This is a genomic window from Streptacidiphilus sp. MAP5-3 (assembly GCF_041262505.1).
Lineage (GTDB): Bacteria > Actinomycetota > Actinomycetes > Streptomycetales > Streptomycetaceae > Streptacidiphilus.
Genome location: NZ_JBGCCL010000034.1, coordinates 46,443 through 70,188, shown reverse-complemented (window position 1 = coordinate 70,188; position 23,746 = coordinate 46,443). Strand labels below are relative to the sequence as shown.

At 70.5% G+C, this 23,746-nt stretch carries 19 protein-coding genes; 4 read left to right on the top strand and 15 right to left on the bottom strand.

Annotation, left to right across the window (positions count from 1 at the left end):
• Nucleotides 1–312 precede the first annotated feature (312 nt).
• The 9 genes from ABH928_RS32190 to ABH928_RS32150 form a co-directional block, all read right to left on the bottom strand.
• The gene (locus ABH928_RS32190; protein ID WP_370072208.1) at nucleotides 313–1,101 is read right to left on the bottom strand and encodes an NAD-dependent epimerase/dehydratase family protein; all 789 of its coding nucleotides are present in this window, start codon (nucleotides 1,099–1,101) and stop codon (nucleotides 313–315) included.
• A gap of 41 nt (nucleotides 1,102–1,142) precedes the next feature.
• A complete protein-coding gene (locus ABH928_RS32185) occupies nucleotides 1,143–2,603 on the bottom strand; it encodes a glycoside hydrolase family 28 protein (protein WP_370072207.1) in 1,461 nt (486 codons plus the stop codon).
• Nucleotides 2,604–2,618: 15 nt separating this feature from the next.
• Nucleotides 2,619–3,500 carry an ABC transporter permease gene (locus ABH928_RS32180; protein ID WP_370072206.1) on the bottom strand — a complete coding sequence of 294 codons (882 nt, stop codon included), beginning with the start codon at nucleotides 3,498–3,500 and terminating at the stop codon, nucleotides 2,619–2,621.
• Nucleotides 3,497–4,411 (bottom strand): ABC transporter permease, encoded by a 915-nt coding sequence (locus tag ABH928_RS32175; protein WP_370072205.1) that lies wholly within the window; start codon nucleotides 4,409–4,411, stop codon nucleotides 3,497–3,499. Before ABH928_RS32175 ends, ABH928_RS32180 begins: the two co-directional genes overlap by 4 nt.
• The gene (locus tag ABH928_RS32170) at nucleotides 4,408–5,571 is read right to left on the bottom strand and encodes an ABC transporter ATP-binding protein (RefSeq protein WP_370072204.1); all 1,164 of its coding nucleotides are present in this window, start codon (nucleotides 5,569–5,571) and stop codon (nucleotides 4,408–4,410) included. Before ABH928_RS32170 ends, ABH928_RS32175 begins: the two co-directional genes overlap by 4 nt.
• Before the next feature lie 14 nt (nucleotides 5,572–5,585).
• Nucleotides 5,586–6,845, bottom strand: a complete 1,260-nt coding sequence (locus ABH928_RS32165; RefSeq protein WP_370072203.1) for an extracellular solute-binding protein — start codon at nucleotides 6,843–6,845, stop codon at nucleotides 5,586–5,588.
• 63 nt (nucleotides 6,846–6,908) lie between these two features.
• On the bottom strand, nucleotides 6,909–8,708 hold the full coding sequence (araD, locus tag ABH928_RS32160; protein ID WP_370072218.1) for an L-arabinonate dehydratase: 1,800 nt from the start codon (nucleotides 8,706–8,708) through the stop codon (nucleotides 6,909–6,911).
• A 20-nt stretch (nucleotides 8,709–8,728) separates the two neighbouring features.
• Complete coding sequence (locus tag ABH928_RS32155) at nucleotides 8,729–9,664, bottom strand: dihydrodipicolinate synthase family protein (RefSeq protein ID WP_370072202.1); 936 nt, start codon at nucleotides 9,662–9,664, stop codon at nucleotides 8,729–8,731.
• An 8-nt stretch (nucleotides 9,665–9,672) separates the two neighbouring features.
• Nucleotides 9,673–10,299, bottom strand: coding sequence for a GntR family transcriptional regulator (locus ABH928_RS32150; protein ID WP_370072201.1), 627 nt, complete (start codon nucleotides 10,297–10,299; stop codon nucleotides 9,673–9,675).
• A 373-nt stretch (nucleotides 10,300–10,672) separates the two neighbouring features.
• Between ABH928_RS32150 and ABH928_RS32145 the strand changes: the two genes are divergently transcribed.
• Both ABH928_RS32145 and ABH928_RS32140 read left to right on the top strand, forming a co-directional pair.
• Nucleotides 10,673–12,118, top strand: coding sequence for a pectinesterase family protein (locus ABH928_RS32145; protein WP_370072200.1), 1,446 nt, complete (start codon nucleotides 10,673–10,675; stop codon nucleotides 12,116–12,118).
• On the top strand, nucleotides 12,115–14,586 hold the full coding sequence (locus ABH928_RS32140) for a pectinesterase family protein (RefSeq protein WP_370072199.1): 2,472 nt from the start codon (nucleotides 12,115–12,117) through the stop codon (nucleotides 14,584–14,586). The genes ABH928_RS32145 and ABH928_RS32140 overlap by 4 nt, the downstream gene beginning before the upstream one ends.
• A 72-nt stretch (nucleotides 14,587–14,658) precedes the next feature.
• Here the strand turns inward: ABH928_RS32140 and ABH928_RS32135 are convergent, their stop codons facing one another.
• Entirely contained in the window at nucleotides 14,659–16,101 is a 1,443-nt protein-coding gene (locus tag ABH928_RS32135; protein ID WP_370072197.1) for a glycoside hydrolase family 28 protein, read from the bottom strand.
• A 1,181-nt stretch (nucleotides 16,102–17,282) separates the two neighbouring features.
• Here ABH928_RS32135 and ABH928_RS32130 point away from each other — a divergent pair.
• Nucleotides 17,283–18,356 (top strand): hypothetical protein, encoded by a 1,074-nt coding sequence (locus tag ABH928_RS32130; RefSeq protein ID WP_370072196.1) that lies wholly within the window; start codon nucleotides 17,283–17,285, stop codon nucleotides 18,354–18,356.
• Between the two features lie 65 nt (nucleotides 18,357–18,421).
• Complete coding sequence (locus ABH928_RS32125; RefSeq protein ID WP_370072195.1) at nucleotides 18,422–18,586, top strand: hypothetical protein; 165 nt, start codon at nucleotides 18,422–18,424, stop codon at nucleotides 18,584–18,586.
• Between the two features lie 127 nt (nucleotides 18,587–18,713).
• On the opposite strand, the gene ABH928_RS32120 is transcribed toward ABH928_RS32125, so the two are convergent.
• The 5 genes from ABH928_RS32120 to ABH928_RS32100 form a co-directional block, all read right to left on the bottom strand.
• A complete protein-coding gene (locus ABH928_RS32120; protein ID WP_370072194.1) occupies nucleotides 18,714–18,902 on the bottom strand; it encodes a hypothetical protein in 189 nt (62 codons plus the stop codon).
• A gap of 270 nt (nucleotides 18,903–19,172) precedes the next feature.
• Entirely contained in the window at nucleotides 19,173–20,135 is a 963-nt protein-coding gene (locus ABH928_RS32115; RefSeq protein ID WP_370072193.1) for an ROK family protein, read from the bottom strand.
• Nucleotides 20,132–21,862 carry a dipeptide ABC transporter ATP-binding protein gene (locus tag ABH928_RS32110; RefSeq protein WP_370072191.1) on the bottom strand — a complete coding sequence of 577 codons (1,731 nt, stop codon included), beginning with the start codon at nucleotides 21,860–21,862 and terminating at the stop codon, nucleotides 20,132–20,134. The genes ABH928_RS32115 and ABH928_RS32110 overlap by 4 nt, the downstream gene beginning before the upstream one ends.
• The gene (locus tag ABH928_RS32105; protein WP_370072190.1) at nucleotides 21,859–22,785 is read right to left on the bottom strand and encodes an ABC transporter permease; all 927 of its coding nucleotides are present in this window, start codon (nucleotides 22,783–22,785) and stop codon (nucleotides 21,859–21,861) included. Before ABH928_RS32105 ends, ABH928_RS32110 begins: the two co-directional genes overlap by 4 nt.
• Entirely contained in the window at nucleotides 22,782–23,741 is a 960-nt protein-coding gene (locus ABH928_RS32100; protein ID WP_370072189.1) for an ABC transporter permease, read from the bottom strand. The genes ABH928_RS32105 and ABH928_RS32100 overlap by 4 nt, the downstream gene beginning before the upstream one ends.
• Between the last annotated feature and the right edge of the window lie 5 nt (nucleotides 23,742–23,746).

Below are 23,746 nucleotides of genomic sequence, written 5' to 3'. Positions count from 1 at the left end.
ACTGAGTCGGAGCAAGACAGTCGAAATGGTCGCTGCGCGGCGCGGTGCCGCTGTGGCCTGTAGGCCGTGTCGGTGATGCTGTCCAGCAGCTCCACCGCCTGCCGATACGAACCCGCGAGGGGCTCGCCGACGGCCATCAGGGCGGTGGTGCTCCCGCCGGGGCCGTTGCCGCCGCCGGGGGAAGTGGTCAGCGCGACCGCGGCGACGGTGGCAGCCGCCGCGGTCAATGCGCCTGCCGCCAGCCACATACGGCGGGCAACCGACGGTGCTGCGGGCTTGTGGATCTCGGCGTCTCGGAGTGCTGGCGCGCGGTCAAAGGCCCACCGCCAGCGAGCCGCCGACGAACACCGCGTCGGGATCGTCGGGCGCGAGCTCTCCGTGCGTCACCAGGAGCTCCTTGGCGTACTCCTCGGCATCGTCGGCGGGCCGGTAGCCGAGGGCTCGCGCGCTGTCCAGTTCCCACCAGCCGCGGGTGTTGGCGGAGACGCCGTTGACGGTGGCGTAGCGCAGGCCGGGGGCGCCCAGGAGGGCGTCGACGAGGCGGACGGCGTCGCCGGGGCTGAGCCAGGTGGCCAGGTGGCGCAGCGTGGTGGGGCGCTCGAAGCAGCTGCCGATCCGCACGCAGGCCACCGCCATGCCGTAGCGGTCGGCATAGTAGGAGCCGAGCGCCTCGCCGAAGGCCTTCGTCACTCCGTAGAGGGAGTCGGGCCGGACCCGGGCGGCGCCGTCCAGGACCGGTCCGGCACGGTGCCGGCCCACGGCGTGGTTGCTGCTGGCGTAGACGACCCGGCGTACCCCGGCCCGGCGGGCGGCCTCGAACACCTGGTAGCTGCCGTCGATGTTGGTGTGCAGCAGCGTCAGGAAGTCGGTCTCCCCGGGAATCCCGGCGAGATGGACCACCGCGTCCACGGCGTCCATCGCCTCGGCCAGGAGGCCCGGGTCGGTGATGTCGCCGGTGATCCACTCCAGGCCGTCGTCCGGGCCGTCACCGTCCACACCGCCCGGGGTTCGCAGGTCGAGGCAGCGCAGCCGCCAGCCGAGGGCGGGCAGTCCCTGGCGGAGGAAGCCGCCCACTCCCCCGGCGGCGCCCGTGAGCAGCACGCTCCTCCCGGGCGCCGGGTCGTGTGGTGGTGGGGCCACGGTCACTGGGGAACTCCGTTGACGGTCACGTCGGTGAGGTCGAGTTCGGTGACGTTGACGGCCACGTTGGGCTGGGCCAGCGGGCCCGCGACGGAGATGTCGCTGAGGCGGACGGTGCCGACCGGGTCGGTGGCGTAGCCGGCGACGTTCCAGCCCTGGGTGGCGGCGGTGACGGTCCAGTGGCGGAGGTTGATGTCGGTCACCTGGGGCGGGTACTGGCCGGTGTTGCCCTCGCCGTAGTTGTAGTCGATCAGCAGCAGCGGTCCGCCGATCGCGGTGACGTTCACGCGCTGGACATGGGTGCCCTCGATGAACCCGCCGCGTACCGAGTTGGTCTTGAGCCGGTGCCCGGACTGGAGTCCGGTGCTGGTCATGGTCAGGTCGCGGGCGTAGACGTTGCGGACCCCGCCGGTCATCTCGCTGCCGATGGTGACGCCGCCGTGCCCGTTGGCGAAGGTGCTGTTCTGGATGACGATGTTCTGGCTGGGCACGTTGACGCGCCGGCCGTCCGTGTCGCGGCCGGACTTGACCGCGATGCAGTCGTCACCGCAGTTGAAGGAGACCGAGTCGATGAGCACGCCGTCGCAGCACTCGGGGTCGCAACCGTCGGTGTTCGGCCCGGTGGAGTCCACGGTGACGCCGCGCACGGTGACGTCCTTGCTCAGGGTGGGGTGCAGGTGCCAGAACGGGGAGTTGCGGAAGGTGACTCCCTCGATGAGGACCCGTTCGCAGCGGTAGGGCTCCACGAAGCAGGGGCGGAAGTGGTACTGGGTCCCGTCGCGCTGGGAGACGGGCAGTCCGGCGTTGACGGCGGCTTCGAAGGCGGTGAAGTCGGTGCCGTCGATGCCCTTCCAGGCCCACCAGTTGGCGGTGGAGGCCTGTCCGTCCAGAACTCCCTCGCCGGTGATCGCGATGTCGGTCTGCTCGAAGGCGTAGACGAGCGGTGAGTAGTTCATCAGCTCGATGCCCTGCCAGCGGCTGAAGACGGTGGGCAGGTAGGACGCCGGGTCGGTCGAGAAGAGCAGCGTCGCTCCGGCCTGGAGGTGCAGTTCGATGCGGGAGCGCAGGTGGATGGGGCCGGTGGCGAAGGTCCCTGCGGGTACGGTCACCCGGCCTCCGCCCCGGGCGGTGGCCGCGGCGACGGCAGCCGCGATGGCGGCGGTGTTGTCGGTGGTGCCGTCGGCGACCGCGCCGAAGTCGGTGATCGGGAAGTTCCGGCGCGGGATGCGGGGCCGGCGGATGCCGTCGACGATCCGGTCGGCGGCGCGGTCGGCGTCCCGGTCGGCCTGGCGCCCCAGGTCCCGGCTGGGGACGAGCGGGACGGTGCGGGCCCCCGAGGTGCTCGCGGTGGCGGCGAACGCGGTGCCGCCCAGGGCGGCGCCTGCGCCGATCGCGCCGCCCAGCGCGATGGCGGTGCGCAGGACCTGTCGGCGGTTCGGCCGGGGGACGTTGTGCTCGGGCATGTCGGTGGCGGCCTCTCAGTCGGAGGAACGGGCGACGAGCTGGGTGGGGTTGACGAAGCGCAGCGCGATGAGCAGCAGCACCGCCATGGAACCGGTGTAGATCACGGCCATGGCGTCGATGGACTGGGTGGACCGGATGCCGGCCGAATTGACCGCGGAGAAGAGCGCGACGATCAGGGTCTGGCTGGTCGGTCCGGAGGTGAGGAAGGTCAGTTCGAACATGCCGAAGGTGCGCACCAGCACCAGGATTCCCGCGGCGAGCATCCCGGGCAGCAGCAGTGGGGTCAGAATCCGGGTCAGCACCCTCCAGGTGGAGGCCCCGCACATGCGGGCTGCGGCCTCGATCTTGGGGTCGATCTGCTCGATGAACGGCGTCATGGTGAAGACGACGAAGGGGATCGACGGCACCAGGTTGGCCAGCACGACACCGGTGACCGAGCCGGCCAGGTGGAACTTGTACAGGACGGTGGCCAGCGGGATGCCGTAGGCGATCGGCGGCACGAGGATCGGCAGCACGAAGAGCGTGACCAGCAGCTTCTTGCCGGGGAAGGAGCGACGGGCCAGGGCGTAGGAGGCGGGCACCGCCAGCGCCAGGGAGATCACCACGACCAGCAGGGTCACCTCGAGCGTGGTTCCCAGGACTTGGCCGAGGTTGAACTCCGTCCAGGCCTGGCTGTACCAGGTGCCGGTCCAGCCGGTGGGAAGCCAGCTGTCGAACCAGCTGCGGCCGAAGGAGTTCACCAGCACGGTGACGATGACGCCGAGCAGGTTGACGAAGAAGAAGCCGAGGACGGCCCAGGTCAGCCAGGCCCCTGGACGCAGCGCCAGTCCGGGTCCGCGCCGGCGGGGCACCTCGGCGGTACGGGGCCCGGGGGCGCGGTCGAGTACGGTGGTCATCCCTTGCCTCCGGTGGCGCCGCTGTAGAGCCGGGAGCGCAGGCCGGTGACGGCGGCGATGACGGCGAGCATGAGCAGCGTCATGATCACCGCGTCGGCGCAGCCCTGCGCATAGTCGAAGCGCTCCAGGGCGGCCTCGTAGGCCTCGATGGAGATCACGTGGGTCTTGCCGTCGGGATCGCCGACCATCATCGCGGAGGGGAACACGGCGAAGGCCATCACGAAGCTGAGGCAGAAGGTCGTCATCAGGCCCGGCAGCAGCAGCGGGAAGGTGACGTGACGGAACCGCTGCCACCAGCCGGCCCCGAGGGTGGCCGCGGCCTTCTCCAGGCTTGGGTGGATGCCGGAGAGGTAGGAGTGGGTCAGCAGGTAGGCGAAGGGGAACCCGCTGATGATCAGGGAGAGCAGCACCCCGCTGTAGTTCATGGTCAGCTGCACCGGTGAGGACGCGAGGCCGAGCAGGTGCAGAGTGCGGTTGAACCAGCCGGACGGCCCGTAGAACTCCAGGATGCCCTCGGCGGTCAGGACCGTGCCGAGCGTGATCGGCACCACCAGCAGTGCCAGCATGAGCCGCTTGCCCCGGAACTCGCGGCGCATCCGGTAGGAGATCGGCACCGAGACACCGACGTTGATCAGCGAGGCGGGGATGGCCAGCGAGAAGGTGGCCCAGATCGACTTGCGGGCGAAGGGGTCGGCGAAGAACTGTTGGTAGGCGCCGAACACTCCGCCCTTGGCCGGCTGGAAGGAGAGCTGCAGACCGTACAGGAACGGGTAGCAGAACAGGGCGACGACGGCGAGGGCCCCGGGCAGGAGCAGCAGCAGCGTCCGGTCGACTCCGCGTTCGGCCAGCCGGTGGCGCAGCGCGGTTGCGGGCTGCGCGGTTCGCTCGGCGGCCGCCGTGGTCGCGGTCACCGGGGTTCTCCCGTGGCGGGCGCATCGGCGGCGGTGCCAGGATCGGCTTCGGCCGGTCGCGGAAAGATCAGGGCACGGTCGGCGTCCACCGCGAGGGCCAGGGCATCACCGGGGCGTACCGGGCCGGAGGCCTTGAGGTGGATCCGGTCGCCGCTGCGGGTGACCGCCTCGACGTGCAGCACCCGGCCGTGGTACTCGACGATCTCGGCGACTGCCTCGGCGATCGACTGCTCACCGTTCTCGGCGACCCGCAGGTCCTCGGGGCGGATCGCCACCGTCACCGCCCGGCCGGCCAGGGGCCGTTCCGAGCCGACCACGGTGCCGCGCAGTCGCAGACCGCGGCCCGCGGCGAAGGTCCCGGCCGGGTCGGTGGCGGCCAGTTCCAGCTCCAGCAGGTTGCGGTAGCCCATGAAGGCCGCCACGTGCGGATCGGCCGGGTGCTCGTACAGCTCGGCGGGGGTGCCGATCTGGCTGACCCGGCCGGCGCGGAGCACGACCAGACGGTCGGCCAGGGACAGCGCCTCCTCCTGATCGTGCGTCACGTAGATGGTGGTGAGTCCGAACTCCTGGTGGATACGCCGGATCTCGCTGCGCATCTCCAGTCGCAGGGCGGCGTCCAGGTTCGACAGGGGTTCGTCCATCAGCACCAGCGGTGGTTCCATGACGATGGCACGGGCGATCGCGACCCGCTGCTGCTGGCCGCCGGAGAGCTGCCCGGGGTGCTTGTGCGCCTGCTCGGTCAGCCGTACCAGGCGCAGCACCTCGTCGACCCGGCGGGTGGTCTCGGCCTTGCCGACACCCCGCATCTTCAGGCCGAACGCGACGTTGGCGCGCACGGTCAGGTGCGGGAAGAGGGCATAGTTCTGGAAGACCATGCCGAAGCCCCGCCTCTCCGGCGGCAGGGTGTCGATCCGGCGGCCGTCCAGAGTGATCTCACCCGTGGTCAGCGGGAGCAGGCCGGCCAGGCAGTTCAAGGCGGTGGTCTTGCCGCAGCCGGAGGGGCCCAGCAGGGCGACGAACTCGCCGCCGCGGATGGTCAGGTCCAGCGGCTGCAGCGCGGTGTGGGCACCATAGGCGCGGCTGACGCCGCTCAGTCGCAGTTCCCCGAGCTGGGAGGCGACGCGTGGTTCCGGCAGGGCGGGGGCGGGGGCGGAGCTCATGTGGGTCACCGTGCTCACTTGGTCGCGCCGATGTTCTTGTCCCACAGGTCGAAAGCGGTGACCTGGGCGGTGGCGGGCAGCGAGTTCTTGATCGGGTTGTCGGCCATCCAGGTGTCGAAGTCCGGGTCGCCGTAGGTGGCCACGACCTGCTGGGAGGAAGCCGGGGCCTGGCTGAGCGTCACGCCCTTGACCGCCGGGCCGGGGTAGAAGTAGCCCTGGTCGTAGGTGACGGCCTGCTGCTCGGGGGTGAGCACGAACGCCAGCAGCTGCAGGGCGGCGATCAGCTCGTCGTCGGAGACGCCCTTGGGGATGACGCCGTACTGCGCGTCGCTGACCCAGGTGAGGTTGTCGAACTTGGCGACCTTCATCGACGCCGGGACGGTTCCCAGTGCGCGCGGGTTGATGTACCAGCCGGTGGTGGACGCGATCACCTGGACCGTGCCCTGGGCCAGGTTGGTCATCAGCGTCGAGGTCTTGGTCGGATAGGTGCTGATGTACTTGTTCAGTTCGGTCAGGTAGGCCCAGGTCTTGGCCCAGCCGTTCACGGGGTCGGTCGGGTCGCTGTCGCCGAGCAGGTAGGGCAGGCCCATCAGGAAGGTCCGGCCGGGACCGGAGTTGCGCGGCTCGGCGTACTGGAACCTGCCGGGATTGGCCTTGGCCCAGTCCAGCAGCGCGTTCGTGGTGGTGGGCACGGTAGGGACCTTGGCCGGGTCGTACTCCAGCAGTGGTCCGGAGGGGTACCAGACCAGCTCGATCCCCTGGTCCTGGGCGAGGGTGGCCATCGACGCGGCGGGGGCCTGGTAGTTGGCCATCAGACCAGGGAAGAAGGTGGCGTAGTACGGCTTGAGGTCGTACCACAGGCCCTTGCTGATTCCAGCCGAGAGGCCGTCGGTTCCGGTGAGCACCAGCTGGATCTGCACATTGCCGGCCTGCTGCTGGGCCTGCACCTTGGGGGCGAGCTCGGGAGCCGTACCGGTGGTGGTGGTGATGCCGGAGACGACGTCGGGGTGCTTGGCCTTGAAGGCGTCGATGATCGGCTGGGTCAGCTTGAGGTTTCCGGCAACGTCCAGGATGTTCAAGGTCACCGGCTTGGACGGCTTGGTGGCCAGCGTGCTGGGGGCGGCCTGGCCGGTGCTGCCGCTACTCGGGGCGCCGCAGGCGGCGAGCACGGGCACGGCAGCGGCGCCGATGGCGAGGGTGCCGAGCACGCTGCGCCGGGAGGGGCCTCTGCTGTCACTTGGGGCGGCGTGGTGGACGGCGTTGTCTGCAGGCATGGCTGTGGAAGCCCTTCGGTCATAGGTGGTGAGCGGGGGCCTTGCGTGGGGATGGCGTGGGAGCTACTGGGGGTCGGGCGCGGGGTTGTGACCGGGCCTGGCCAGGAAGTCGAAGTCGCAGCCTTCGTCGGCCTGTTGGACGTGCTCCGCGTAGAGGGCTCCGTAGCCGCGCTGGTGGTGCGGCTCGGGCGGCTGCCATGCGGCGCGGCGTCGCCGCAGCTCCGCGTCGTCGACATCCAGGTGCAGCCGGCGGCCGGGAACGTCGAGGGTGATCAGATCGCCGTCGCGGACCAGGGCGAGCGGGCCGCCCGCGTGGGACTCGGGTGCGACGTGCAGGACGCAGGTGCCGTAGCTGGTGCCGCTCATCCGCGCGTCCGAGATCCGCACCAGGTCCGTGACGCCGCGTTCGAGCAGGTAGGCCGGGATGGGCAGCATGCCGTACTCCGGCATCCCCGGGCCGCCGAGCGGGCCGGCGCCGCGCAGCACCAGGACGCTGTTCTCCGTGACGGCGAGTGCCGGGTCGTCGATGCGCTGCTGCAGATCCTGGTAGGAGTCGAAGACCACGGCCGGGCCAGTGTGGGTGAGCAGCTTCGGATCGGCGGCCAGGTGCTTGATCACCGCGCCCCCGGGCGCCAGGTTACCGCGCAGCACCGCGACGCCGCCTTCCTTCGCGACCGGGTCCTGCGGGGTGCGGATCACGCGGCCCGCTGCCGGAGCGTTGCCCTCAAGGGCCTGCGTGTCCTGGTAGTACGTGGCGAAGTCCGCACCGGTGACAGTGATCCGCTCCGGGTGCAGCGCGCCGGGCACCCGTGCGAGCTGCGCGAGCAGGGTGGGCAGGCCACCGGCGTAGTAGAAGTCCTCCATCAGGTGGTCGCCGACCGGGCGGACGTCCGCCAGCACCGGGACCCGGGAGCCGATCTCGTCGAAGTCCTCCAGGGAGAGCGTCACGCCGACGCGCCCCGCCATCGCGATCAGGTGGATCAGCGCGTTGGTGGAGCCGCCGAGGCAGAGCACGGTCGCGACGGCGTCCTCGAACGCCGCACGGGTCATCACCCGTGCCGGGGTCAGCTGTTCACGGACCATCCCCACGACGCGGGCGCCGGACGCGGCAGCCATCCGGTGGTGGGCGGAGTCCACCGCGGGGATGGCCGAGGCGCCGGGCAGCGCCATGCCGAGCGCCTCGGCGGCAGCGGTCATGGTGGAGGCCGTGCCCATGGTCATGCAGTGGCCGGGCGAGCGGGCCAGCCCGCATTCGACCTCGGCCAGCTCGCACTCACCGATGCGCCCGGCACGGTGCTCGTCCCAGTAGGCCCACAGGTCCGTGCCGCTGCCGAGGGGCCGGCCCCGGTAATGGCCGCGCAGCATCGGCCCGGCGGGCACCACGATCGCCGGCAGTCCCGCGCTGGCGGCCCCCATGAGCAGGGCCGGGACGGTCTTGTCACAGCCACCCATCAGCACGGCGCCGTCCACCGGATAGCTGCGGAGCAGTTCCTCCGCCTCCATCGCGAGCAGATTGCGGTAGAGCATCGGGGTGGGCTTCTGGAACGTCTCCGAGAGCGTCGCGACCGGGAACTCGAGCGGGAAGCCGCCCGCCTGCCATACGCCGCGCTTGACCTGCTCGGCACGCTCGCGCAGGTGCATGTGGCAGGGGTTGATGTCGGACCAGGTGTTCAGGATCGCGATGACCGGCTTGCCGAGGTGTTCCTCGGGCAGGTAGCCCAGTTGTCGCATCCGGGACCGGTGGCTGAAGGCGCGCAGTTTCCCGCCGGTCGCTCCGGTGCCGAACCAGGCCGCGCTCCGCAGTGGTGGACCCTCCGGCTGCTCACCCGGCTCCCGCTCCCCCGGCTCCGGCTCCGGCTCCAGGTCCAGCTCCGTAAAGGTGTTCACAACCACCCCTCGGTCCGCCACCGGCCGACCAGCGCCTGGATCTGGTCGCGCAGCGGGGCCGGAAGTATTCGCGACGGCGGGCGCACGGTGCGTTCCGCCAGGTCGAGCTGGGCCAGAGCCTCCTTGACGACACTGACGTTGTCGGCCGAGGAGTCGGCCGCCCGCAGCTCCTCGAAGCTGCGGGCCTGCTCCCACACAGCCATGGCCTTGTCGAAGTCTCCGCCGCGCAGCGCCTCCAGCAGTGCCAGCGAGAGCCGGGGCACGACGTTGACCAGGCCGGAGGTGAAGCCGGCGGCGCCCACCGCCCAGTAGCCGGGCGCGGACAGTTCGGCCAGCCCCGCGATCCAGGCGAAGCGGGTGACCCCCGCGTCGCGCGCCACCGATGCGAACCGCACCGGATCGGGAACGGCGTACTTGACACCGATGACGTTCGGGCAGGCGTCGGCGAGGGCGGCGATCTGCTCGCCGCCGATGCGCGGATCGCGGATGTAGAGGACGACGCCGAGCTCGGGCACCGCCTCGGCCACCTGCCGGTGGTAGGCCACCCAGCCCTCGGCCGACCGGTAGGGATGCACCGGCTGATGAACCATCAGCGATCCGCAGCCTGCCGCACGGGCGTGCGTGGCCGCGGCCACGGCTCCGGCCGCGTCCAGTCCGACACCGGCCATCACCTCCGCGCGGCCGTCGACCGCCTCGACGGCCGATTCCACAGCACGACGGGTCTCGTCCAAGGTGAGTGTGTAGAACTCGCCGGTGTTGCCGTTGGGCGTGACCACCTCGACGCCGTGGTCGACCAGTCGGCGGATCAGCGCCGCATGGGCAATCCAGTCCACTTCCGCACCGCCGGGGTGGAAGGGCGTGATGGGGATCGCGACGACGGTCTGCAGGCGGGACCGGAGTCGGATCAGGGCGTCGGGTACGGCGACGGGCATGAGTGGACCTACTCCGCTTCGTTCTCGGGAAAGTTGCGCGCCATGAACGCGCTGATATGACCGCGCATCAGGCGGCGTACCTGGTCGGCGTCCCCGTCCTGCGCTGCCCGCAGGATCGCGCGGTGCTCGTGGGCCTCCTGCTCCCACGACGGCTGCCGCGCCCACGCGGCGCTGGACACGAGCGCGGTCTGGTCGCGCAACTCGTCGAGGGACTCCACCAGCAACGGGTTGCCACAGCCCGCGTACAGCGCCCGGTGGAAGGCCCGGTTGGCCATCGACCGGTCGGCGGCGTCCGCGGCCCGGTCGGCCCGTTCCAGCGCGTGGGCGGCCTGCGCCCAGTCGCCCCGGGCCACCGCGGTGGTGCGACCGGCGGCGACGGGCTCCAGCAGCAGCCGCATGTCGTAGACGCAGCGGGCCAGTTCACGGTCGACCTCGCGCACGGCCGCGCCCTTGTACGGGCTCATCGTGACCAGACCCGACCCCGCCAGGGTCTTCAGCGCCTCGCGGACCGGGGTCTTCGACACACCCAGCCGCTCGGCGAGCTCCGTCTCCACCAGGGCCTGACCGGGCTGCAGCTCTCCGGTCAGAATCGAGTGCTTGATGGCGTCGAGTACCGCCTCGGTCCGCGACGGCATGGTACCTGGGCGGGCACGGTCTGGCATGGCAAGGGTGTCGGACACAGTTCCGGCTCCTGAGAGTGCGTCACAGATCCAAGTCGATCGGATCTCATATACGAAGTGCGGCAGACGCTAGAACCTCCGCCCAGGCGCGTCAAGGGATTCTGCAGCACAACGGTTTGCAACCTCGCACCTGATCCCGCCGATGCCAACCCATTGACCCCGCCTCAGCACGGCCGTAGCCTCACGGCGCGTCATATATGAGATGGGGAACGGCACCTAGAAACCTTTGCCTGTTGGCACACCGCCGCGCCCGCACTCGGCGGCAGGCCCGCCCCCGTCGCCTGCGGCCCGCCGCTGCCCTGCCCCACCCCGTGCAGAGGAGCCTTCTATGCCCTGGTTCGTCTCGTCCGGCGCGGCCTGCGCCCTCGCGCTCGCCGCGATCGCCCCACTCACCCCCGCACCGGCACACGCTGACGACGCCCCATACTCGGCCGCCGTCCAAGGCGGCAGTGGGCGAGCGTGCACCGACAGCGCACTCGCGCTGACCTTCCCGACCCCGCCCACCCTCGGCGACTCGGGCAGGATCGAGGTCCACCGCGCCGACGGCTCCGTCGCCGACAGCATCGACCTGGCGGACCCCGCCACCTACCAGCGCACGATCGGAGGGGCCACCGACGCTTCCGGTGCCCCGCACGAATTCAGCTACACCCCCGTGATCATCGCCGGCGGCACCGCCACCATCTACCTGCACCACCAGCTCGACTACGACCAGCACTACTACGTCACCGTCGACCCCGGCGTCTTCAACGGCTTCGCCGGCATCAGCAACCCCGACGCGTTCGCCTTCCGCACCCGTACCCGCCCACCCCGGACGGACGCGCGCACCCTCGTCGTGGACGCACGCGGACACGGCGACTTCTGCACCGTCCAAGGGGCGATCGACGCCGTCCCGCCGGGCGACACGAAACCCGTGACGATCCGCGTCGGGCCCGGCACCTACACCGAACTCGACTGGGTCCCACCGACCAAACCCCACCTGACGGTCGAAGGCGTCGGCCAGGGCCGGACCGTGATCCAGTACACCAACAACAACACCCTCAACAGCGCGCACACCACCAGCGTCTGCATCCGGCAGCTCATCCCCGGCCACGATGCGAACAACTGCTGGCGCGGCGCGTTCAACGACGAGGCCGACGACTTCACCCTGCGCGACCTGACGATCCGCAACACCACCCCCTACGGCGGCTCCCAGGCCGAGGCCTTCCGCGGCAACGCCGACCGGATCACCCTCGACCGCGTCAGCCTCTTCTCCTACCAGGACACGCTGCGCCTGCAGGGCCGCGGCTTCGTCACCCACAGCGTGATCGAGGGAGACGTCGACTTCACCTGGGGCTTCGGCGCCGTGTTGATCCAGGACAGCGAACTGCGCTCGCTGCACGCCGGCTACGTCACCCAGGTCCGCAACGACGCCACCCACCACGGCTACGTATTCCTGCGCGACCGGCTGACCGCCGCCCCGACCGTCCCCGCTGGCTCCGTCTACCTGGGGCGGATCGACCCGACCGTCTACCCCTACAGCCAGGCGGTCTTCATCGACACCGCGATGGGCCCCCAGATCGCCCCTGCCGGCTGGCAGCTCGACAACGCCGACTGCAGCCGCGGCGGCACCCTTCAGTTCGACGAGTACCACTCCACTGACCTGGCCGGCGCTCCCGTCGACACCAGCGCCCGGCTGGCCTGCTCCACCCAGCTCACCGCCGCCCAAGCCGCCGTCTGGAGCGACCCGTCGACTGTCCTGGACGGCTGGGACCCCACCCCTGGAAGGAACTCATGAGACTCCCCCACCGTGCCGGTCTCGTACTCGGCGCTCGGCTGCTGGCCGTCGCTACCGTGGCGGCCGCCGGAACCGCCGGAGCGGTCGGCCCCGCCGCCGCCCGCGCGGCGGCCCCGATCACCCTGACCGTCGCCAAGACCGGTGCCCAGTACACCTCCGTCCAAGCCGCTGTGAACGCGGTTCCCGACAACTCGCCCACCCCGTACGTCATCTCCATCGCCAAGGGCACCTACGCCGAGACCGTCACCATCCCGGCGAGCAAGCCGCACCTCAGCCTGGTCGGCGCCACCGGCAACCCGGCCGACGTCGTCATCACCGCCGCGCACTACCACCAGGAGACCGACCCGGCCACCGGCCTGCCGTACGGAACCGAAGGCTCCGCCACCGTCCACGCCCAGGCGAGCGACTTCACCGCCGAGTACCTCACCATCGCCAACACGTTCGACAAGACCCAGTACCCGAACGTCACCGGCACCCAGGCTGTGGCCGTCGCCATGGAGGGCGACCGCCAGCAGTACCTGCACGACGACTTCTACGGCCACCAGGACACCCTGCTCACCTGGGGCTCCAGCGCCGGCACGGACCTGCGCCAGTACGTCTACGCCTCCACCATCGAGGGCGACGTCGACTTCATCTTCGGCAACGGCGACCTGGTCGTGGACCGCTCCACGATCGACGCCCTCAATGACGGCGTCTACGCCAGCGCCTACCTGACCGCTCCGGCCACACCGGCCGGCCAGGCCCACGGCATCCTGATCACCGGCTCCACCGTCAACACCACCCTGGCCGACAACACGCTCGCCCTGGGCCGCGCTTGGAAGCCCGCCGCCGACTCCGACCCGCAGGTGGTCATCCGCGACACAGTGCTGCCGCAGGCTGTCGACGGCGCCGCCCCCTGGCTGGGCATCTCGGGCGCGACCTGGTCCGCTGGGCGCTACGGCGAGTACGCCAACACCGGCCCCGGCTCCACGACCTCCTCCACCGCCAGTCGCCCCCAGCTCACCGCCACCGCGGCCGCCTCCTACACCGCCACCGGGGCGCTGGCGGGCAGCGACGGCTGGAACCCGGTCGTCCCCGGCGCCGACGTCCCGCCGCGCACCCTGCTCGGTGATCGCCGGAACGTGGCCGAACCACGCACTCCGGGCGGGATCTGTGCCACCGTCACTGCCAGCCTCCCCGGCGGAACCCGCACCTTCGACCCGGCCGACGAGGCCACCCCGCCCGACACTGACCGCATCCAAGCCGCCCTCGATGCCTGCACCGGCACGGGCGAGCAGGTCCGGCTCACCGGACATGGCGCCGACACCGCCTTCCTGTCCGCGCCGCTGACCGTGCACGGCGGCGAACACCTCGTCCTGGACAGCGACGTCACGCTCTACGCGACCCGCGTCGCCGCGCAGTACCAGCAGAGCGGCAAGGCCACCTGTGGGTCGATCGGCGCCAGCGGGACCGGGTGCGCGCCGTTCATCACCGTCCGGGGGCGCAACGCCGGCATCGACAGCAGTCTCCGCCACGGTCGGCAGGGCACCATCGACGGCCGCGGCGATTTGCCGATCCTCGGCACCAGCGCCTCCTGGTGGGACCAGGCCACCACCGCGAAGGCACAGGGCCTCAAGCAGGTCAATCCCCGGTTGGTCCAGGCAGGCCAGTCCGACGGCTTCACGGTCCACGACCTGACCCTGGTCGACGCCGCCAAACAGCACCTGTTCATCACGCAGAGCATCGGCGTCACCGTCTGGGGCCTGCGCATCGACACACCCGCCTACGCCCTCAACACCGACGGCGTCGACGTCGACTCCTCGACCGAGGCCACCGTCGCCGACTCATGGCTCAACGAGGGCGACGACTGCGTCGCCCTCACCACCAACAACGCCGCCGAATCCGCAGTCACCATCCGCAACCTGCACTGCTACGGCACCCATGGCCTGTCCATCGGCAGCGGCACGACCTACGGCCTGGACTCGGTCCTCTTCGTCGGCAACACCCTTCAGGGAACCGACCGCTCCGGCATCGCCAGCACCCTCGACAACGGTATCCGCGTCAAGAGCTACCCCGGCGCCGGCGGCACCGTCAGCAACGTCACCTACGCCGACACCTGCATGACCGGCGTCCAGTACCTGATCGACATCGACCCGAACTACGCGGCCCCGACCGGCACCAGCATTCCGCTGTTCCAGTCCGTCACCGTCGACGGCGCCCGCGCCTGGCACTCCCTGCCCGGAGCGCAGTCCGTGCTGGACGGCTACGACAGCGCCCACGTGTCCGGCATCACGCTGCGCGACGTCGACTTCGACGCCACGACCGTACAGGCCCAGTACGCCGCCATCACCCTGGCCGGAACCGATCTCGCGCCCACCGGAACCGACGTCACCACCAGCGTGGTCGCCCCCTCCCACGGCTCGGGCGACGGCCACGAGCCGTGCTCCTTCCCCGCGTTCCCCACCGCCCCCGGCTCCGGCATGCGCTGACCCGGCCTACGCGCCACAGCGCCCCGGGGCCCATGGCCCCGGGGCGCTTCGTCGTGGAGCTGGCGCCGCCGCCTACAGGCCCGGGTAGGCCGGGAAGGTGCAGGAGGGCACCGAGCCGCTGCCGGACACGCTGGTGACGGTCACCCCGGTACCGGAGGGGCTGATGTCGGTGTTGTAGAGGCCGATGTTCGCGTACTGGGCGCTGGTCGACGTCGCGTCGAGGCTGACGTTCTCCAGGGTCAGGCCGAGCAGGTTCGAGCTGTTGTAGCCGTCAAGGAGCGAGCCGGCACCGGACACGGAGTTCTGGGCGACCGCGCCGTTGACGACGACGTCGGTGAACTCCGGGATCGAACCGCTGCCGCTGGAGTAGGCCGGGTTGAACTCCAGCGCGTGCCTCACCCCGGTCATGCAGGTGTCGTCGTACGTCACCTGGGAGACCGTGCCCCCCTTGCCCGGGTAGCTCTTGATCCGGATGCCGTTGTTGTCTCCGCTGACGTTACCTGACGTGTCCGAGCCGTTGACGGTGTTGTTCTGGAACAGGACGTTGGTGATGCCGTAGTTGGTCTCACTGCCGATCGACATGCCGTGGGTTCCGTAGAAGTTGCTGTTCTCCACGGTGATGTTCGCGGCGGCCGCGCTGTTGGTCTTGATCGCGACTCCGTCGTCGCCGTCCTGGATGTACGACTGGTTGATCGTGACGTTGGTGCTGGAGTCGGGGTCGATGCCGTCGGTGTTGCGTGCGGTGGCCGGGGTCTTGATCCGCACGCCCCAGACGGTCAGGCCGTTGACGCCCTCGGCGTAGATGTGGAACAGCGGGGCGTTGACGATGTCCAGGTCGTACACCGTGACGTTGCTCGTGTTGCTGACCTCGATCATGCGCGGGTTGTTCTGCTTGTCCCCCGCGGACTTGGCGTTGGCCGAGAGCTGCCACCAGCTTGTGCTGGTGCCGTACATGTCCAGGTCGCCGCGGCCGTCGATCATGCCCTGGGCGCCGCTGGCGGAGCGGATCCCCATGACGCCCGCGCCCGCGCCGTCGACGGTGATCAGCGCCTGGCAGCCGGTGCTGCTGGAGCTGGACAGCGACCCGCAGGTGGCCCCGCCGGAGACCTGGTAGTCGGCCGGGTTGAGCGACGCGTACAGGGTGGTGCCGCTGTTGATCAGCAGGACGACACCGGGTCCGACGGTCAGCGGGCCGGAGAGGAACGCGTTGTCCGCCCCGCTGCCCGTCAGCTCCACCGCGGCGGTGGAACTACCGCTGACCTTGCAGGAGTTGAGTGCTGTCTGAATGCGCGCGGTGTCGGGCGGGTTCTGCTCGTCGGCCGAGCTGAACTGCCGGTTCGTCGGGGCGAGCTGCGCACTCAGGGTGGTGCAGATCGGCGGCAGTACAGGCTGGCTGACACTGCGGCTGTCACCGGCCGCGGTCGGCGGGACCCCCGCAGCGTGGGCGGGAGTGGCCAGTCCGAGCAGGGTCAGCAGGCCTGCTGCGGCCAGGCCGGCGGTTCGACGGAGGTGCATCACGGCTCCTTGAGACGGGTGGGCTCATGGACGGTGGCGCCGGTACGACGGGCAGCGGCGAGCCCCTGGTCGACCGATACCTTGGGCTGCAGGCATTACGAAGCCCGACCGTCTGCCCTGGATCTCGGGTCTTGAGGCAACGCGCTGACGAAATCTCATATATGACTGACCATGATCCTAAGATGTCCACCTGGACCGGTCAACGCCCTTCACCTAGGTAAATACAGGCTCATGACAGAACCCCTCGTACACGAGCGCGCCGAGTCGACATCGCTTCATATATGACGATGCGCATCGCAAGGCCGTCCGGCAACACCGCCGGCGTGATCAGGTGTGCGCAGCCGAACCTCGCGGCCGTGCGCAAGCCGCAGGGGCCCAACCTGGTGCTGGCCGAGCGCCGGCCCGGTCCAGGCACACGATCGCCAGACTCCCCCGACAGGCCGCTCGCCCAACGCATCGCCGAACAGGCCCGGTCCACTCGCACCGCCAGCCGGACCCAGCTGACAGCCCACCAGGACTCGCCCCGACCGGCACCATCGACGGCTGCCTGGACCGGCCCCTGCTTCCGGCGCCCGTCCGTTCTTCATCAGCGACGGCGGCGACAACCCGACCGCGGGCGCGGGCGACGTCACCGGGGGCCTCGAACGCGTGCTGAGCCGAACCGTCGGGCCGCGCACGCCATCGCAGGGGCTGCCCGTCAGGACCACATCGGAGTGGCGGGTCTGGGCGTCGACGGCGACCCGGGTGACGCTCAACCAGGCATGGCCACCCACAGTCGAATCACCACTGAAGGCATCGAGGTTGATCGTGTGGTACCCGGCGGGGCGGGCGAACGCGGCACCCGCCAGGATGAGGACGCCGGCAGCAGCTGCGGCGCGCTTTCAGGAGGAGCGGCCGGTCGTTCTTGTCTTGCCTGAAGGCAGCCGCACTCACCAGGAATCCACAAGAACCTGCGGCACGATCGCTGCGCCTCAGGATACGGCGGAAGGAGAAGAATGAATCTCGCGGGACGGCGGTTGTCTTCGCTTCTACTGACACTGGCTGTGGGCCTGGTCGGCTCGGCGTGTCAGCGGGGCGGTGCCGCACCGCTGACAACGCCAGTGGCCGCGCTGGCATCGCAGCCGGAGTCACCACCCACGTGCCAGTCCGGGCCCGCCCCGGCGGAGAGGCAGCTCAGCGGCGTGCAGACGGTGAGTCTGACCGTCCCGGCACAACCGTTCGGCCTGGTCTACGCCTCGAAGGGCAACCTCGCCTTCACCGTGTTGCATTCGGGACTGGGAGTACTGTCCACCGACGGGGGCACGCCCCGGCTCGTGCGCACGATCCCGCTTCCGGCCGCGAGCCTGGGCAAGGAAGGCGCCACCGGAATCACGCTCACCCATGACGGAAGCGAACTGCTCATCGCCGCGGACCGCGGAGCAATCGTGGTGGACGCGGCCAAGGCAGCAGCCGGAGCCGCGGGAGCCGTACTGGGCACGCTCACCGGGACGGCCGGCACCAGCGCGATCGAGGTCACCGTCTCACCCGACGACCGCTACGCCTTCGTCAGCCAGGAGTACGGAGACGCCGGGACCGACCATCGCGGCGACATCGAGGTCTTCGATCTGCGCACAGCGGTTCGCTCCAGGTTCGAACGGAACTCGTACATCGGCCGCCTTCCGCTGGGCGACGCGGTGGTCGGCAGCGCACTCTCACCCGACGGACAGCGGCTGTACGCCACCAGCGAGGTCACGCCGGGCCAGAAAGGGCCGGCGGACTCCGCTCAAGGCGAACTGAGCGTCATCGACCTCGCCACCCTGGAGTCCGCTCCCGTCAAGGCCCTGCTGACCAGCATCGCCGCCGGCTGCCAGCCGGTACGGGTCCTCTCCGCACCGGACGGCCGCACCCTCTGGGTCACCGCACGGGGCAGCAACGCCTTGCTCGCCTTCGACGTCGGCAGGCTCACCACCGATCCGCACCACGCCCTGCTCGCCTCCGTCCAGGTCGGCACCGCCCCCGTCGGCCTCGCCCTGGTTCACGGGGGCAGGCTCGTCGTCACGGCGGACTCCGACCGGTTCCACACCGCCGGTGCCGTCACCGGCCTGACGGTCGTGGACAGCCAGGCCGCCCTCGCCGGGAAGCCGGCCGCCCTCGGACGCATCCCCACGGGCTCATTCCCCCGCGAGTTCGCCCTCAGCCCCGACGGGGAAGCCCTGCTCGTCTCGGACCACGACTCGAAACAGATCCAGGAGATCGACACCACCACCCTGCCCTGAGACCGTCCGTCGGCACTGGACCTCTTCGCTCGTCAGCACGAGCAGAGCCCACAGGACATGGTCAGGTGTCAGTCAGGCCCGACCCCCAGCCGGTCGACAACGCCGGCAGACTCGAAGTGGCGATCGACGGCGTGGGGCTGGCAGCCCTTATCACTTGGCTCCACACCGAGGCCGAGCGAGAGGTGCGCGTCGTCAACGGCGGCCTGCACCTCTTTCACCCCGCCATGTGAGCCAGCACAAGGCCGGACCTGCTCCCGTGTCTCGGAGCTGGCCCGGCCATCGCGCTGTACCCAGGTCACTTACTCGGCGTTCCGAGTTCGCCGACCTCCGTCGTCAACTCCTCAACGGCCCTGACTATCAGCTGCCCCACGGGTTCGTGTCGTTGACGCGGACGGCAACGGACGGTGACACGCCGCTGTTGACTGCACCGACGGCCACGTGGTCGTACGCGCGGGAGCCGGTATCGGCCTGGGCTACTCCGGACCCGATGACCGCTGCAATGCTCAGCGTCACCGCCAGCGACGCTATTCGTGCGAGCTTCTTCATGCCGTCCCCCTCGTATGCGGCCCGGTGGACGCGTTGGACTTGCGCATCGGCGTGCGCCGTCCGGTCGTGCCGGGCAACGATGTTGACCGGACGTTAGCACTTCACGCCACCCCTGGGAGGGTACAGGTCGGGCCCGCCCTGTCCCTGGGTGCGTCGGCCTGTCGCGCTGTGGTTGTGGCTCTCGGCAAGCTCGGACGGTAGAGCGCGACGCTGACAGTGGCGCGTGCTCGCCCTTAGATGGAGATCGACGGCGACTCCGTCAGACGCGGGCTACCCACCGGCCGCCGCGATGATCTCCGTGCGCGCGAGAGAGGCCGCACCGACCGCGACGGCGTCGCCGCCGAGCCGGGTCCGGGACAGACGGATCGCGTGGCCACTGACCGGCGGCTCGTCACCGAGCGCCCTGAGGATCGGTGGCTCCAGCAGCTCCCAGGCCCGGCTGACGCCGCCACCGATCACCACCGTGGTGATGTCGACCACCCCCGCAGTGATCAGGATGGCACGGGCGATCGCCCACCCCGCGATGTCGAACACCGCCCGGGCGTCCGGGTCGCCCTCATGCGCCGCTGCGGCAACCTCCTTCGCAGTGAGGTGTCGCCCGGTCCGCTCGCGGTAGCGGGCGCCGATGGAGCGGCCAGAGGCCAGTGTCTCCAGGTGGCCGCGGCCCCCGCAGGAGCACACGAGGTCGCCGAACCCCGGGATGTGGCCGATCTCGCCGGCGGCCCCGTGCGGACCGTCGACCAGCGCTCCGTTCATCCACAAGGCGCCGCCGACGCCGGTGCCGAGCGTCATCCCGAGCACGTTCGGCTCGCCCGCTACCGCGCCCCTCGCGACCTCGCCGTGCAGGAAGGCGTTGACGTCGTTGTCGAGGAAGGCCGGCACGCCCAGGGCGGACCCGAGCGTGGCGGTCACCTCCGTCCCGGCCCAGCCCGAGAACGAGTCGCTGGCGACCAGGACCCGTCCGGCCCGCGCGTCGACCACGCCCGCCGCACCCACGCCGACCGCGAGCAGGCGCGACGGCACTCGCGCGCGCAGGTCGGCGACCGCGTCGAGCACGACGCGCAGCATCGCTTCGCCGCCCTGCGCTGCGGGCGTGGGGACCTCGGTGCGGCCGAGCACGGCCAGGTCGTGGCCGCACAGCACCACCTGTGTCGTGGTGCCGCCGATGTCGGCGCCCGCGAAGACGCGCGGGGTCTCGTCGTGCTCCTGGCCGGGCGTCCCGTCACGGGTCACGCGGGCACCTCCGATCCGCCCATGGTCTGCCCGGCGAGACGGTGTTCCCGTCGTTGCCGTTGCAGCACCGGGTCCGGCATGGGAACAGCCGCGAGCAGCCGGCGCGTGTACTCGGTCTCCGGGTACAGCAACGTGGACGCGGTGGGGCCCTGCTCCTCGATACGCCCTGCGCGCATCACCACCACGCGCTGCGCGAACTGCTGCACCACGGCGAGGTCGTGCGAGACGAATAGACAGGCGAAACCCAACTCGGCCTGGAGCTCGGAGATCACCTCCAGCACCGACTGCTGCACGCTGACGTCGAGCGCGCTGGTCGGCTCGTCGGCGACGAGCAGCCGGGGTTCGAGCACCAACGCGCGGGCGAGGCTGACGCGTTGACGCTGACCGCCGGACAGTTCGCGCGGCGCGCGGTTGGCCAGGGTACGTGGGAGTCGTACGCGTTCGAGGACGTCCGCGACTCGTGCGCGGCGTTCTTGTGCCGACATGGCCCGTCGGTGCACCCGTAGCGGTTCGGCGATGCACTCGGCGACACTCATCCGCGCGTCGAGCGAGGCCACCGGATCCTGCAACACCACGCCGATACCGGAGCGCAGCGACCGGCGGGCACGCGAGCGCATCCGGCCGAGGTCGGAGCCGAACAGCGACACGCTGCCGGAGGTGGGCCGGATCAGCCCGAGCGCCACGCGGGCCGCCGTCGACTTGCCGGAGCCGGACTCGCCGACCAGGCCCACCGTCTCGCCGGGGCGGACCGAGAGCGAGACGCCGTCGAGGGCACGTACCCCATTGCGGCCGCGGCCGAACCGCACGGAGATGTCACGTAGTTCCACCACCGGCTCGCCGATCGCAGGCGCCTCCGCAGGCGCGCCGGTGTGCACGGGTGCCGGGTCGGTCTCGGCGACGGCGAGCCTCGGAACGGCGGCGAGCAGCCGCTTGGTGTAGTCGTGCGTCGGGTGCAGCAGCACCTCCTCGACCGACCCGGTCTCGACGATCTCCCCGTGCAGCATGACGGCGACCCGGTCGGCGAAGTCCGCGACGACGCCCATGTTGTGGGTGACCAGCAGCACTCCGGTCCCGGCCTCGGCCGTGAGGCCGCGCAGCAGGTCGAGGATCTCTGCCTGGACGCTGACGTCGAGCGCGGTGGTGGGTTCGTCCGCGATCAGCAGGCTGGGCGAGTTGGCGATAGCCATGGCGATGACGACGCGCTGTCGCTGTCCGCCGGACAGCTGGAACGGGAACGCGGTGGCCCGTTGCTCCGGCTCGGGGATGCCGACCCGGCGCAGCAGTTCGACGGCTTCAGCCGCAGCTTCCTTGGCGCTCAGGTCCCGGTGGTTGCGGATCACCTCGGCGATCTGCGCGCCGATCCGGGTGAGCGGGTCGAGCGCGGTCGCGGGCTCCTGGAAGACCATCGACACGGTGCGCCCGCGCAGGCCCGCGAGCTCGCTTTCGGGCGCGGAGACCACGTCGGTCCCGCGGATCGACGCGCGGCCGGTGGCCCGGGCATTGCCCGGCAACAGGCCCATCGCGGCGAACGCGACCGTGGACTTGCCGGAGCCGGACTCGCCGACCAGGGCGAGCGTCTCGCCGGGGCGGACGTGCAGTGACACGCCGCGCACGGCGTTCACCTCGCCGGTCTCCGTGGTGAAGGTGACGCCGAGGTCGTCGAGTTCGAGCATCCGCTGCTCGGCCGCAGCCGAGGAGTCCGCGGCGAAGCGGTCTGCGGCGGTCATCCGCGCCCCCTCACGTCGAAGGCATCGCGCAGGCCGTCGCCGATGGCATTGAACGCGCACACGACGAGGATCACGGCGAGGCCCGGAGGCAGAATCAACCACCAGCGTCCGGAGTAGGCGGCGGTGAGACCGGCGGAGAGCATTCCACCCCAATCAGTGGCCGGCGGCTGCACGCCGAGGCCGAGGTACGACACGTAGGCGACGAGCAGGATCGCGTCGGCGACCTGGAACGTCGCGGCGACGACGATCGTCGAGATCGAGTTCGGCAGGACGTGCCGAGTGATGGCACGCGTGTGCGAGCCGCCGATCGCGCGCAGCGTCAGCACGTAGTCACGGTTCTTCAGCGTGAGCGTCTCGGCCCGGATCAGACGGGACGGCACGAGCCAGGACACCAGGCCCAGGATGACGATGAGTCCGAACACGCCCGGGGTGGTGATGGCCGAGATGACGAGCAGAATGAACAGCGCCGGGATGGCGATCCCGGCGTCGACCACGCGCATCATCACCGCGTCGACCCAACCGCCGGCGTAGCCGGCAGCCGCTCCCCAGACCGTGCCGATGACCGTCGCCAGCACACCGGCTGCCAGGCCGACGAGCAAGGACACCTTGCCGCCGTACATCAGGCGTCCGAGCTCGTCATGGCCGACGGCGTCGGTGCCGAGAAGGTGCTTCGCACTGGGCGACAGGTTCACCTGCGTCAGCGTGGTGTGGACCTGGTCGGTGTGGTAAAGGTACGGCCCGACGAAGCAGAACAGTACGAACAGCACCACCACGACCAGCCCCGCGACAGCGAGGCGGTTGCGGGTGAAGCGGCCGGCGGCGAGACGGAATCCGGTCGCTGCCTCAGGTTCGGGCCGGGGGTCCGGCGGGGTGGCGGACGCAGGGGTTCCGGGCGCCTGGTCGGGCCTCAACTCGGCGCTCATGAGCGACCTGCCTTCACTCGTGGGTCGACGATCCGCTGAACGATGTCGGCGAGCAGCGTGCCCACCACAGTGGCGACCGAGATGACGAGGACGCAGCCGAGCAGGACCGGGTAGTCGGACGACTGGGCGGCGCTCCAGAACAGCAGGCCCATACCGGGGTAGTTGAAGAGCTGCTCGACCACGAGCGCACCGCCGAAGAGCACCGGTACGTAGTAGCCCAGCATCGCGATCACCGGGGTCAGCGAGTTGCGGAACACGTGCCGCCACAGGATCGCGTGTTGCCGAGTCCCGCCGGCCCGCGCGGTGCGGACGTAGTCCTCGGAGAGGTTCTCCAGCGTCGCGGCCCGCATGTAGCGGCTGAACACCGCGATCATGGACGCTGCTCCTGCGGTCACCGGCAGGACCAGGCCCGCCGGGTCGGACAGGACCTGGGCGACGGTGTCCCCCTGCGGCGCCTGCGGCGGGAACCAGGGCAGGATCTGACTGAACACCAGCACCAGGATGATGCCGAGGAAGTACACGGGGGTCGCGTAGGCGACGAAGCTCAGCGCGGTGACGGCGTAGTCGACCGGCTTGTTACGCCGGACGGCCTGCCACATGCCCAGCGGGACCGCGATGACGAGCCCGACCACCGCGGACAGGACGGTGAGCACCAGCGTCTTGGGCAGGCGCTGGGCGATGAGCTGCGAGACGGGCTCGTTGAGCGTGTAGGAGGTGCCGAGATCGCCGTGGAGCAGGGTCCGCAGATAGTAGAGGTACTGCACGGGCAGAGGCCGGTCGAGGCCCTGGGCGCGGTTGAACTCGGCGATCTGCTGGGCGGTGGCCTGCGGCCCGAGGATCCCGCGTGCGGGACCGCCGGGCAGGGCGTGCAGCAGGCAGAAGACGACCACGGTGACGACGAGGATCACCGCCACGGCCTGAAGGACTCGCCTGGTCAGGTACAGGAGGCTGGTCATGTGCT